We start from the raw sequence: 12340 nt of genomic DNA on the forward strand, positions 1-12340 counted from the left end.
CTTAAAGTCAGATACATCAGCTTCCGTCTTCCATCAGCCTTCGCCAACGAAAACGCCGCCAACATATCCCTTCCAGTCTCTACTTTATAACCCATATTCTCTTGTCAATGACCACCCCAGCCGCCCCGAAACTTCCGCTCCAGCGCCGCCGGTGAATGGGCTTATACGCAGATCCCCCTCACCGCACAACCCCATCACACCAAAAAAATCAAAAAAACTTCAAAAAAAGTTAAAATACCCTGAATTTCCGCAGAGCCACGCCACAAACCGGCTGATTCCTTCCTCCAGAGACACCTGCGGTTCCCATGGAATCACTGCCTTCAGAGCGGTCGTATCAGCCCATGTCTCCAGCATATCCTCCGCAGGTCTGGGAGCTTTCTGGATAATGGCCTGCCGTTCCAGAGATGTTTCAAGACACCGGATCAGATCCCTCACAAGACGGGGCTGCCCATATCCCACGTTGAAGAGTCGGCTTTCTCCTGCACTCGGCGGCGCATCCATCAGATGCAGAATCGCCTCTACGACATCATCAATATACGTGAAATCCCTTGCCAGCCCTTCGGCATCCCAGAGGGTCAAAGGATGCCCCGCCTGAATCGCTCTGGCAAAACCATAACAGGCCATGTCCGGGCGCCCCATCGGGCCATATACCGTAAAGAAACGCAGACCGGTCTGGGCAAACCCGTAAAGATGACTGTAGGTCTGCGCCGTAAGCTCGTTCATCCTTTTGGTCGTGGCATAAAAAGATGCCTGCGCCCCAACAGGAACGGATTCGGAGAAAGGAAGGGCCGCCGAAGGCCCATACACGGCGGAGGACGAGGCATAGAGAATCTGCCGCAACCGGGACAGGGTCCGGCAGGCTTCCAACAGACTGACCTGACCGGCAATGTTGTCCTCTATATAGGCATGGGGCTTGAGCCGGGACTGCCTGACCCCCGCCCGGGCAGCGAGATGCAGAACCGTATCAATGTCAGGATACTGTGCGAACAGACCTACCAGAGCAGCCTGATCACGCACATTGGCCCTGACATAATGAAAGCCAGACTGCCCATGCAGTGCAGCAAGCCGCAAAGGCGCCATGGCCGGAGTGGACTGCTCACTATCAAGCCCGATGACACGCCATCCACGAGCCAGCAGGACACGGGCCACATGGGACCCGATGAACCCAGCAACCCCTGTTATGAAAACCGTGCGGGACACATTCAGTGTGCCCCACCAGGCAGAGCATCGGACACGATGCGGTTCCCCACCACCAGCCCCAGCCTTTCCGCCGTTCCGGCAGGAAGCTCCAGAACAGCCCGGACAGGCCCATGACTGCTGATGATTCCCTCACTCAGGGGTGTTGTATGTTCCTCAATGGCGTGAATGCGGTTCTGATCATCAATGAAGATCATGTCCAGCGAGATGAAGGTGTTGCGCATCCACATGGCGGATTCCTGCGGGGCAGGCCAGACAAACAGCATGCCATGATCCGGCTTTATCTCCTTGCGGAACATCTCACCCACTTCCTGCTGGCGTGGCGTGCTGGCCACTTCCACCCTGAAGGCATGGCTGCGCCCGGTCTGATCGGTAATGGTCAAGGCAACTTCGGGTAATGGTGGCTGTGCCTCCGTAACCGTTTCTTCAGCCCGAACCATGCCACCAGCAGCAGCCAGACCCGCCAGGACGAGTCCACCTGCCAAAAGACCCCACTGATAAACTCTTTTCATCATCCCTCTCCTTATCTGCACCACCATGCCGATCAGTGCTGAAATGCCGGATTATGCTGCCGCTCTTCCCCTATCGTGGTCGGCAGGCCATGACCCGGCAGGACGATGGTATCGGCCGGAAGAGTGAACAGTCTGCTGCGGATCCCCTCCAGCAGCTGTCTTTCATTGCCATAGGGGAAGTCTGTCCGCCCCACCGTACCACGGAACAGCGTATCACCGGCAATCACCAGCCCTGCCTGCCGCAGGATGAACACGACATGACCGGGCGTATGACCGGGAACATGAGCAACCTCAATGTCATGCCCAAGAAAGGACAGTATATCCCCGTCGCTGGAAAAACGGTCCGGTGTGACGCTTTTCATGCCATCCAGCCCGAAAGCAGCCGCCTGCTGCTCGATTCTCGACAGCAGAAACAGGTCCTCCCGCAACGGCCCGATGACAGGCACGTCACCCCCCTGCCGGTCCGTCAGCAGTTTCTTGAGGTCGGCAGCACCTCCGGCATGATCAAGATGACCATGTGTCAGCAGGATGGCCTCGACATGCAGCCCCTCGGCTTCCCGGGCCAGCCGCACACTTTCTCCGCCAGGGTCGACAACAATCGCCCGCCCCATCTGGTCCGACAGAATCGTGCAGTTCTGACGAATCGGTGTCACGGTCACTTTCCGCAAGGTTAATTTCATGACGGGCTTCCATTTCCGGGCATCAAACAAGAAATGATCTACAACGTCATACCCCTACCCGACAAGAAACCACCACTTCCCCACACTCCACACCCATGAAATAAAATACTGCAGCAAGAAAAGCAGAGTAGACGAATAGAAGATTCGGATCTAAATACAGTTTCTGGAGCCATTTCTCCTTTACCTTTCCGGAGGGCCATGCCTCTTGCGGGCTTTGCCTTGCCAAATGAGTATGATCAGCCTGAAACATATTTCTAATTGGTATATATTTCCTAATGTTAAATCTTATTCAGGTTTCTCTGCCCATTTCATGCCATTATTTGTCTTGTCATTCACAGGCTTCTTCTGATAGTTTCCCGGAACTACTGAAAGAGTGAGGTCCACTTCGGTCAAACAGAACGGGAAGATGTATCATGCGCCGTGCCGGGAAACGGTTATTTTTATCATGTCTGGTATTATCTGCGGCAGCATTCTGCGCTCCCAAGGCCGAAGCGAGGCACCATGTCCGCCATTCAAGCCGTTTGATCAGAAGCAGCCACTTCCTGCACAGGCATTACCGCCACTATGGTCATGCCCATGTCATCCAGTGCGTTGCCTATGTGCACCAGAGCACGGACTTCCACATCCGTGGCAATGCACGGGACTGGTGGCGCAATGCTGAAGGCATGTACGCCCGTGGCCAGCAGCCCGAGCCCGGTGCTGTCCTCAGCTTCCGTCCCACACGCCGTATGCCACTTGGGCATGTTGCCGTTGTCCGTCGGCAGATCGACAGCCGGACCATCATGATCGACCAGGCACACTGGGCCTCCAACGGCATCAGCCACAACACGAAAGTGGTGGACGTGTCTCCTGAGAATGACTGGACGGCTGTCCGTGTGGCTCTCCCGGGCAATGGGGAACGTCTCGGCAGCATCTATCCGACGCATGGCTTCATCTACAACCGTCAGGACGGTTCTGCCCCTGTTTCCACACGGTACCGCAATGTCATTGCCAAAGGAACGGCCAGTGACATGGAAACAGCCTCCGTTCCGGCTGATGCCAGCTTCTTCGGAGACGAGGCTCCCAGCCGGTCTCTCCAGTAAGAACTGGACCTCACGACCGTAATCCCACAAAGCCGGACCGTTCCCTCAGGGACGTCCGGCTTTGTGGTATGGATGACCTGTCTGGATGGACTGTGCCCGGAAGAGCTGCTCCGCCAGCATGACCCGCACCAGCATGTGTGGCCATGTCAGCTTCCCCAGCGAAAAAACAGCATCCGCCCGCTGAAGAATGGCAGCATCAAACCCTTCGGCTCCCCCAATCATGAAACAGACAGGGCGGCCACTCTCCTGCCACGTCTGCAATCGGGACGAAAAGGCCGGGCTATCCAGCAGACGGCCCCCTTCATCCATCGCCACAAGAAACGCATTGTCAGGACAGGCAGCCAGAAGGGAATCGGCCTCCCGCCGTTTCAGTTCGGCAGGAGCACCCCGGCCCTGGGCCACTTCCACAATCTCCAGCTTCGGACGCAACCGGGCACAGTACCGCTCCAGCAGCTCCCGTTCCGGGCCGGCCTTCAGCTTTCCTACGGCGATGAGCTTCATCAGAAAACCCTCTCGCCAGCCACCACCTCATTCAACGGCAATTTCTTCCGCAGCCGCATCAAAGTCACCACCCCACATGCGTTCCAGCGCATAAAGCTCACGGCTTTCCGGCATGAAGAGATGGACAACCACATCTCCTGCATCCATCAGAACCCAGTCACTGCCCTGGTCCCCTTCAATCTGCGGGCGGGCAAGATTTTCTTCCTTCAGGCGACGTTCCAGATGCTGGGCCATGGCAGAAATCTGACGCTCGGAAAGACCGGAAGCAATGACCATGCGCTCAGCGAATCCGGCACGACCTGTCAGGTCCAGCACGACAATGTTCTCGGCTTTGTCTTCATCCAGACTGTCCGTAATGACAGACAGAAGACGGGCCAGCCCTTCCTCATCACTATGAGGGGCGGAAGCGGGGGTTTCAGTCGCGTTGATGATGGTTCTCACTCCTGATCGACAGACGGGCAGAACAGCCCCTTTTGACGCAAAGCGGTCGAAGATATGTCATTCTGAGGTGCCGAAAGGAATGTCCAGCCCGGCCCACTTCCTTTTTCTAGCAGAAGAGACGCCGCCCTTCCATCACGACGATGATGCCGCAGGACGGAACTGGCCCGCCCCTTGAGGGCCGGTATGATGCTTCCGGGGCGAGGCAGGACAGCAATCGGCACCATCTGCGCCAGCCGCCGCCATGACCGCCAGCGGGAAAACTGGGCCAGCCCGTCTGACCCCATGAGCCAGACAAAACGGCACTGTGGGAAACGCTGCCGGAGCATGGCCACGGTCCGGACCGTGTAACGCTGCCCCAGCTTCTGCTCTATGTCCGTGGCGATGATGCGCCGTCCATCTGCCAGAGCCTGTGCCGTTGCCAGCCGCCGGGAGAACGGCGCCATTCCCTTGCGGGGCTTGAGGGGATTCCCCGGAGACACCATCAGCCAGACCTGATCCAGCTTCAGACTTGCCAGAGCCTTGCGGGCCAGCTGGATGTGCCCCTCATGCGCCGGATTGAACGACCCTCCCAGCAGGCCGATGCGCATCCGGCGGCCATCCCCGAATCGGGATGCAGCAGCCCCCAGCGGAGTCGTCGGGAGCCTTTCGGGACGAGGCCCCTTCATGAGGCTGTCTTACACGTTGAAGCGGAACAGCAGGACATCACCATCCTGCACGACGTAATTCTTGCCCTCGACACGCAGCTTGCCGGCCTCACGGGCACCCGCCTCGCCCTTGTAGGTGACGTAATCATCATAGGCGATGGTTTCGCAGGCGATGAAGCCACGCTCAAAGTCATTATGAATGACGGCTGCCGCCTGCGGGGCCTTCGTACCTGCCGTGATCGTCCAGGCCCGGGTCTCCTTCGGCCCTACCGTGAAGTAAGTCTGAAGGCCCAGAAGGCGATAACCCGCAGCAATTACACGGTCCAGACCGCTGTCCTTCAGGCCGAGGCCATCCAGAAACTCGGTCCGTTCCTCAGCCTCAAGCTGGCTGACCTCCGCCTCGATGGCCGCAGAGACGATGACAGCCCCGGCACCTTCCGCCTCGGCCCTCTTCCGCACCTGCTCGGAATAGGCATTGCCGGTCGAAGCCGCCGATTCTTCCACGTTGCAGACATAAAGGACGGGCTTGGTCGTCATCAGCTGGAGGCGGGCAGCCTCTACTTCTTTCCCCTCAGGAACGGCCGTACGGGCCGGTTTGCCCTCACGCAGGGCGGCCAGCAGCGGCTCCATGAGTTCCAGCTGTTCCTTGGCCTCACGGTCATTGCCACGGGCACGCTTTTCCAGCCCGACCTTGCGGCGCTCCAGACTGTCCAGATCGGCCAGCATCAGTTCCGTCTCGATGATGTCCGCATCCCGCACGGGGTCCACGCCGCCCTCGACATGGGTGATGTCATCATCATCAAAGCAGCGCAGGACGTGGATGATGGCATCCACCTCACGGATGTTGGCGAGAAACTGGTTGCCCAGCCCTTCCCCCTTGGAAGCCCCACGGACCAGCCCGGCAATATCCACAAACTCGAGGCTTGTCGGCACGATGCGCTGGGAATTGCCAGCCTTGGCCAGAACCTCCAGCCGTTCATCCGGCACGGCCACCCGCCCCGTGTTCGGCTCGATGGTGCAGAACGGATAATTGGCAGACTGTGCCGACGCTGTCTGTGTCAACGCATTGAACAGGGTGGATTTGCCGACATTGGGGAGGCCGACGATCCCGCAGTTGAACCCCATTCGCTCTCTCCCCTTTCTGTGCCCTGCCGGTCTGGCTCATCTCTCGCCACCGCAGGCCTGTTAGATTCTCTGTTTTCAGTTCCGCCGCAAGGCTGTTTTCGTCATGAAGGCCTCATGCTCACCCTGCGCCAGAAGTGGCGTGGCATCGGCCATGTCATCCAGCCACAGCTCCAGCTCAGACCGTTCCGTGCTGGAGAAATCCCCCAGTACATGGCCATGCACCTTTTCCCGGCTGCCCGGATGGCCGATCCCCAGCCGCACACGCCAGTAATCAGGGCCGGGCAGGGCCTTGTCCATGGAGCGCAGGCCATTATGCCCGGCCGCTCCCCCGCCCCGTTTGACCCGCATCTTTCCGAAGGCCAGGTCCAGCTCATCGTGAAAGACGGTAATCTCATCCTGTGGGATTTTATAGAAACGCGCTGCCTGCTGCACGCTGTCACCAGACAGGTTCATGTAGGTCAGCGGCTTGAGCAGAAGAACCTTCTGCCGCCCGACCATGCCTTCCGCCGTTTCCCCACGGAAGCGCTTGCGCCACGGGCCGAACCCGTGGCGCGCAGCGATCGCATCGACCGCCATGAAGCCGATATTGTGCCGGTTGCGGCTCATTGATGCGCCCGGATTACCGAGTCCGACCCAGAGCTTCACAACCGCAATACCCCTTACTTGGCTTCAGCTGCTTCCTCAGAAGCCTCTTCCGGCTCCTCGTCAACCGTCGGCGGAGCGATGGAGGCAATCACGAAGTTGGGGATATGCAGGGTCGGTGTGGAGTGCTCCGTCCCCTGGAGGTCGTCCCAACGCACGTTGTCGTTGATGTCCAGCTTGCTGAGGTCAACCGTGAAGTGCTCAGGGATGTTCTCGACCGGAACTTCCACGTCAACGGAGTGACGGGCAATATTCAGCACGCCGCCACGCTTGATGCCCGGAGCCTCATCTTCACCCGTGAAGGTGATGCCCACCTGAACATGCACGCTCTGGCCAGGAACCAGACGCAGGAAGTCGATATGGATCGGCGCATCGGACACCGGATGGAACTGGATGTCACGGATCAGGGCATGGACCTGCTCACCACCGATGCTGAACTGGTACAGGCGGGACTGCCAGGCACCACGGTGCAGCTCTTTCATGATGATGCGGGGGTCGATGGAGACCAGAGCCGGCTCCTTCTTGCCACCGTACACCACGCCCGGGACCATGCCCTCACGACGTGTTGCGCGCGCTGCCCCCTTACCTGCTTTGGCGCGCTGGGAGATCTCCAGTGTCGTTACTTTCGCCACGTTATACGCTCCTGCGTTCTGAAATTGTCATGCCCAACCGGCCTCCAGGGGTGCCGGATGGTTGCCCCGCCCTAGCGGAAAAAAGCGAAAAAGACAATTTTTTTATCAGTCCAGCCCCGCACGGATGACAGCAATCTGGCGGCCCGTCCGCCCGTCACCATGCACTGTTGCCCGGCGATGGCTGAAAAAACGCTCCTCCGCCAGCGTATCATGGCCTGTCCATTCTGCCTGCACGCCCTCTTCTGCCAGACGGAACAGGCAGAAAGCGGGCAGATCAAACTGATAATGCCCAGCTCTTGCTGCCTGGCTGAAAAACCGCTCGCCCTCCGGGTGCCGTTCCAGAACGGCCCGGCGCATGTCCTCACCCACTTCATAGGAGACAGGGCCGATGCAGGGCCCCACCACGGCACGGAGTCCCTCCGCCCCCAACAGGCGCATCTGCCGGACTGTCTCTTCCAGCACACCTCCCACAGCTCCACGCCAACCTGCATGGGCTGCACCAACAATCCGCCCATCGTCCGACGACAGCAGCACAGGGGCACAATCCGCCGTGGCTACGCCCAGAGCAAGCTCCGGGCAGTCCGTCACCAGCGCATCACCCGCCGGAAGGGCCTCGTGGCCCTGCGTATGAGACCAGACCTCATCAACCTGGCGCAGCACATGCACATCCGCTCCGTGAACCTGCCGGAGCGCAGCAAACCGCTCCAGCTCCACACCCACGGCAGCCGCCATCCGCCGCCTGTTCTCCTGCACGTTGTCCAGCCGGTCCTGCGTCCCCAACCCGCCATTGAGGGTATCATGGGGAGCCACAGACACGCCCCCCTCCCGGGTAAAGAAGCCATGCCGGACAGGCAGAAGCGGCGACCGTAAGAAGACAGGCTGTGTCATTCTGCAATCCAGTCCGTCTGCCGGGCGGGACGGCTGAAGGCATGAACCATCAGGCCAATCCCGGCCAGTGCCATGGGCAGGCACAGGAGCTGCCCCATCGTGATTCCCCCAGCCAGAAAGCCGATATTGTCATCCGGCTGGCGGAACAGCTCACAGAAGGCCCGGGCACAGGCATAGCCAAACAGGAACAGCCCGGACAGGAACCCGGCCCGTGCCCGCAAGGCTGGGCGGCTGACAGCCAGCAGCATCACGACCAGCAGCAGGACACCCTCCGTCAGGGCTTCATAAAGTTCGGACGGATGCCGAGGCTCCGGCCCGACAGCGGGAAAGATCATGGCCCACGGCACGGCACTCGCCACTGGCCGTCCCCAGAGTTCCCCGTTGATGAAATTGGCACACCGCCCCAGAGCCAGCCCGATGGGCACCACCACGACGATCCGGTCTGCAAAGGCCAGAAAGTTCAGGCCCCGCCGCCATGTGAACAGGGCCAGTGCAATGATGACCCCTGCCGCTCCCCCATGAAAGGACATGCCGCCCTTCCATGTGGCGAAGATTTCCAGAGGATGGGACAGAAAGAAAAGCGGCCGGTAGAACAGGACATAACCCAGCCGCCCCCCCAGCAGCACACCCAGCACCGCATAGGCAAGGAAATCATCCACGGCTACCTTCGTTGCCACCTTCGGCCCAAGCTGGACCAGCCTGCGGGCCAGGGGCAGGGCAATGATGAAAGCCAGAATATAAGCCAGAGCATACCAGCGCACCACCAGCGGCCCGATCTGGAAAGCAACGGGGTCCAGCCCCGGGAAGATAAGCGGATGTGTCACAGATACGGCCTTCCTGATGCCAGATACCCCTTGATGTAATGGCTGATCCCGTCCTCCGGTGTTGTGAAAGGAGCCGTATATCCAGCCGCCCGCAGTGCCCTCATGTCAGCCTGCGTGAAGGACTGGTACTGCCCCCTCAGGCTCTCTGGCATCGGAACATAATCGATCTCTGCTGCCCGTCCCGCCGCAGCACAGACAGCCCGGGCCAGAGCCTCGTATGTACAGGCCTGTCCTGTCCCGCAATTGAACAGCCCGCTGACGGCAGGGTGTTCCAACAGCCAGAGCAGGACATTCACCACGTCCCCGATCCAGATGAAATCACGCTTCTGCTGCCCATCCGCAATATCCGTCCGGTCGGACTGGAACAGACGGATGGGATTACCGGCCATCAACTCATCATATTTTACCTTGATGACCGAAATCATCCGCCCCTTGTGATACTCATTAGGGCCATAAACATTGAAGAACTTCAGACCGGCCCATTGTGGTGGGGTCGGTTCCCCAGCCTCTACCGTCCGCTTCACCCAGAGGTCGAACGCCTGTTTGGACCAGCCATAAAGATTGAGCGGCTGCAATCCCTCGATGCTGTCCAACCCGTCTGCAAACAGCTCTGGCCGGTCTGCCGCCCCATAGGTTGCTGCCGAAGAAGCATAAAGGAACGGCACCTCATGCTCCACACACCACCGCCAGAGCTGCTGGGACAGGGTGACATTGCTCTGCCAGACCAGGTCTCCATCCCGGGCCGTCGTTTCACTGATGGCCCCCAGGTGGATGACGGCCTCCACCCCTCTCACCGTTGCCAGAAAAGCGGAAAGTTCATGGGGGGGAATGATCTGGTGGGGAGGATGGCTGGCAAGATTGTGCCACTTCCCCTGATCATGCAGATAATCCACAATGACAGTCCGCCGCCCCTGCCGGAACAGGGCCTGCTGCACGCATGAACCAATAAATCCGGCTCCGCCGGTGACGATAATCATTCTTCCTGTATAGTCTGGCCAGATGCGGCTTCCAACAGAAAGAACGCAGAAACAGGGATGACGGTTGACAGACCGGCTTCCTGTTCTGAAAGAGTCGTGGCGGAAAAGACGGTCCGTTTTCAATGCTGAATGTCCAGGAGTAGCACCATGGTCTCTCGCCCCCGTTTCCTCGATGATCTGACCGGCCTTGCCGGAACGGCGTTTTCTGCCGCATCCGGCCTGCGGGAGGAGGTCCATACGCTGATCCGCAGCCAGATCAACGAGATGCTGTTCTCCCTCAACCTTGTCCGCCGGGACGAATTCGAGGCCGTGCAGGAAATGGCCAGCCGCACCCGGGCCGAGCAGGAACGGACCGAACAGCGCCTCAGGGAGCTCGAAGCACGACTGGACGAGCTGGAACAGGCCCTGACAGCCCCACCCTCACAGCACTGATTTTTCACAGGACATGAACGGAGACTTCCCATCATGACAGCTCCCACCCTTCTTCTCGTCGGTTGCGGCAAAATGGGCGGCGCCCTCATGCGGGGCTGGGTCAACAGCCCGAACCCGCCACGCCTCTTCATCTTGGACAGGAAGCTCCAGGACGCCCCGGCAGGCAGCACCGTCTTCCGTACACCGGAAGAAATCACTACGGACGTGACACCGGACATCATCGTCCTGGCTGTCAAACCAGCCGGTGCGGAAACCGTGCTCAAAGCCCTGCGACAGAGCCTCGGTGCCCGCATGGACAAGGCCGCCCTGCTGTCCGTCATGGCAGGCAAGAACTGTGAAAAACTGGCTGAATGGTGTGGCCGGGCGGACATGCCCATCATCCGCACCATGCCCAACACACCTTCCAGCGTTGGAGCAGGCAGCACGGGGCTATACGCCTCACCGCATGTCAGCAGGGAACAGAAAGAGCTGGCCATCCGCCTGATGGAGCAGGTTGGTACGGTCGTCCCCGTTCCACATGAGGAAGACCTGCGGTCTGTCATCGCCATTGCCGGCTCTGCTCCCGCCTATGTCTTCCTGCTGGCCGAACTGCTGGAAAAAGCAGGGCAGGACCTGGGGCTGGAACAACAGGCCGCCCGTACGCTGGTCCGCAGCATGATCTACGGTGTGGGCAAGATGCTGCATGAACTGCCGGACGATGCCGAAACCCTGCGCAGGAACGTCACCAGCCCCAACGGGACAACGGCCGCAGCCCTGAATGTCTTCATGGCTGAAGAAAACTGGCCCCGCCTGATCCCGCTGGCAGCCGAAGCCGCCATCAAACGGTCCCGTGAGCTGGATGACTGACATCGGATGCAGGCAGACACCACTCTGCCTGCATCACCATAGCCGCACGGACAGGGAAAACCATCATGACTCTTGACCATCACGACCCGCTTTTCGACAGGACCATGATTGAGGCCACCCTCCAGCTTGCCCAGAGCCATGGCTGGCAGCGTGTCTCTCTTGTTGATGCTTCACGTGAAGCGGGGCTGCCCCTCCAGCAGGTCCGGCAGCGTTTCCCGTTCAAGTCCATGATTCTGATCCGGCTGAACAGCCAGATTGATGATGCCGCACTCTGCGGGGAAAGTTACGGTGCGACTGTTCGTGAACGGCTGTTTGATCTGCTCATGCGGCGTTTTGATGCCATGCAGGATTACCGCTCCGGCATCTGCGCCATCATGCACACCCTCCCCCGAGACCCTGCCCTGGCAGCGCTTCTCGCCGGAACCACGATGGAAAGCCTGCGCTGGGTCGCTGATGCCGCAGCACTGGACCGTCACGGCCTTGGTGGCATGATCCGCCTCAACAGCCTGCTGGCCATATGGTCCAGAACGCTGGCACGCTGGGAGAAAGACTCAACCCCAGACCTTGCCAATACGATGCAGGTGTTGGACAGCACGCTCGCCCGTGCCGAACGGATGGGCCTGTTGAAGGAATCTTCCGCCTCTGGGCAGGCTGACATGGTTACAGAAGAGGGTGGACTGCCCGACCATGTTGCCCCTGAGGAAAACAGTAATAACAACGTGTTGGACTGATCCCTCCTACAAAAAATGGCGGCCCTCTCTTTACCCTTCTGGCCGTTCGGGATAAGAGAAGAGTCTGCGTTGGGGCGTAGCCAAGCGGTAAGGCAGCGGATTTTGATTCCGCCATGCGGAGGTTCGAATCCTCCCGCCCCAGCCAGTATTTCATCCCTGAAAATCAGAACATGAAAAAACGCCGCT

16 protein-coding genes and 1 tRNA gene are annotated in these 12340 nt (G+C 59.5%); 5 read left to right on the forward strand and 12 right to left on the reverse strand.

Going from position 1 to position 12340, the window contains the following annotated elements; translation table 11 throughout:
- Positions 1-219: 219 nt before the first annotated feature.
- The 3 genes from DTI93_RS04215 to DTI93_RS04225 are packed head-to-tail and all read right to left on the reverse strand — an operon-like array spanning position 220 to position 2389.
- Positions 220-1200, reverse strand: coding sequence for an NAD-dependent epimerase/dehydratase family protein (locus DTI93_RS04215; RefSeq protein ID WP_249079768.1), 981 nt, complete (start codon positions 1198-1200; stop codon positions 220-222).
- A gap of 2 nt (positions 1201-1202) precedes the next feature.
- On the reverse strand, positions 1203-1712 hold the full coding sequence (locus DTI93_RS04220) for a DUF192 domain-containing protein (protein WP_052348988.1): 510 nt from the start codon (positions 1710-1712) through the stop codon (positions 1203-1205).
- Positions 1713-1741: 29 nt separating this feature from the next.
- Positions 1742-2389 (reverse strand): MBL fold metallo-hydrolase, encoded by a 648-nt coding sequence (locus DTI93_RS04225; RefSeq protein ID WP_154980863.1) that lies wholly within the window; start codon positions 2387-2389, stop codon positions 1742-1744.
- Positions 2390-2910: 521 nt separating this feature from the next.
- On the opposite strand from DTI93_RS04225, the gene DTI93_RS04230 reads away from it, so the two are divergent.
- Positions 2911-3471: a CHAP domain-containing protein gene (locus DTI93_RS04230; RefSeq protein ID WP_227449743.1), complete on the forward strand. Its 561-nt coding sequence runs from the start codon at positions 2911-2913 to the stop codon at positions 3469-3471.
- A 45-nt stretch (positions 3472-3516) separates the two neighbouring features.
- On the opposite strand, the gene DTI93_RS04235 is transcribed toward DTI93_RS04230, so the two are convergent.
- The 9 genes from DTI93_RS04235 to rfaD form a co-directional block, all read right to left on the reverse strand.
- Positions 3517-3972, reverse strand: coding sequence for a 23S rRNA (pseudouridine(1915)-N(3))-methyltransferase RlmH (locus DTI93_RS04235; RefSeq protein WP_043559281.1), 456 nt, complete (start codon positions 3970-3972; stop codon positions 3517-3519).
- 27 nt (positions 3973-3999) lie between these two features.
- Positions 4000-4404, reverse strand: coding sequence for a ribosome silencing factor (gene rsfS, locus DTI93_RS04240; protein WP_373364561.1), 405 nt, complete (start codon positions 4402-4404; stop codon positions 4000-4002).
- Positions 4405-4409: 5 nt separating this feature from the next.
- Positions 4410-5000, reverse strand: coding sequence for a nicotinate-nucleotide adenylyltransferase (locus DTI93_RS04245; protein WP_043559278.1), 591 nt, complete (start codon positions 4998-5000; stop codon positions 4410-4412).
- A gap of 87 nt (positions 5001-5087) precedes the next feature.
- Entirely contained in the window at positions 5088-6182 is a 1095-nt protein-coding gene (ychF, locus tag DTI93_RS04250; RefSeq protein ID WP_043559276.1) for a redox-regulated ATPase YchF, read from the reverse strand.
- A gap of 75 nt (positions 6183-6257) precedes the next feature.
- Positions 6258-6827 (reverse strand): aminoacyl-tRNA hydrolase, encoded by a 570-nt coding sequence (pth, locus tag DTI93_RS04255; protein WP_043559272.1) that lies wholly within the window; start codon positions 6825-6827, stop codon positions 6258-6260.
- Positions 6828-6841: 14 nt separating this feature from the next.
- On the reverse strand, positions 6842-7456 hold the full coding sequence (locus DTI93_RS04260; RefSeq protein WP_043559269.1) for a 50S ribosomal protein L25/general stress protein Ctc: 615 nt from the start codon (positions 7454-7456) through the stop codon (positions 6842-6844).
- Positions 7457-7561: 105 nt separating this feature from the next.
- Positions 7562-8344 (reverse strand): peptidoglycan editing factor PgeF, encoded by a 783-nt coding sequence (pgeF, locus tag DTI93_RS04265; RefSeq protein ID WP_192848652.1) that lies wholly within the window; start codon positions 8342-8344, stop codon positions 7562-7564.
- The gene (gene lgt / locus DTI93_RS04270) at positions 8341-9168 is read right to left on the reverse strand and encodes a prolipoprotein diacylglyceryl transferase (protein ID WP_181005229.1); all 828 of its coding nucleotides are present in this window, start codon (positions 9166-9168) and stop codon (positions 8341-8343) included. Before lgt ends, pgeF begins: the two co-directional genes overlap by 4 nt.
- Positions 9165-10145, reverse strand: a complete 981-nt coding sequence (gene rfaD, locus DTI93_RS04275; protein ID WP_081563337.1) for an ADP-glyceromanno-heptose 6-epimerase — start codon at positions 10143-10145, stop codon at positions 9165-9167. The genes lgt and rfaD overlap by 4 nt, the downstream gene beginning before the upstream one ends.
- A 147-nt stretch (positions 10146-10292) precedes the next feature.
- On the opposite strand from rfaD, the gene DTI93_RS04280 reads away from it, so the two are divergent.
- From DTI93_RS04280 to DTI93_RS04295, 4 genes are all read left to right on the forward strand, one after another.
- Positions 10293-10577, forward strand: coding sequence for an accessory factor UbiK family protein (locus tag DTI93_RS04280; RefSeq protein ID WP_043559260.1), 285 nt, complete (start codon positions 10293-10295; stop codon positions 10575-10577).
- A 33-nt stretch (positions 10578-10610) separates the two neighbouring features.
- Positions 10611-11423, forward strand: a complete 813-nt coding sequence (gene proC, locus DTI93_RS04285) for a pyrroline-5-carboxylate reductase (RefSeq protein ID WP_043559257.1) — start codon at positions 10611-10613, stop codon at positions 11421-11423.
- 65 nt (positions 11424-11488) lie between these two features.
- Entirely contained in the window at positions 11489-12154 is a 666-nt protein-coding gene (locus DTI93_RS04290) for a TetR family transcriptional regulator (RefSeq protein WP_249079770.1), read from the forward strand.
- 70 nt (positions 12155-12224) lie between these two features.
- Positions 12225-12299, forward strand: a tRNA-Gln gene (locus DTI93_RS04295).
- Positions 12300-12340 lie beyond the last annotated feature (41 nt).

This window comes from Parasaccharibacter sp. TMW 2.1884, from assembly GCF_023337695.1.
GTDB lineage: Bacteria > Pseudomonadota > Alphaproteobacteria > Acetobacterales > Acetobacteraceae > Bombella > Bombella apis.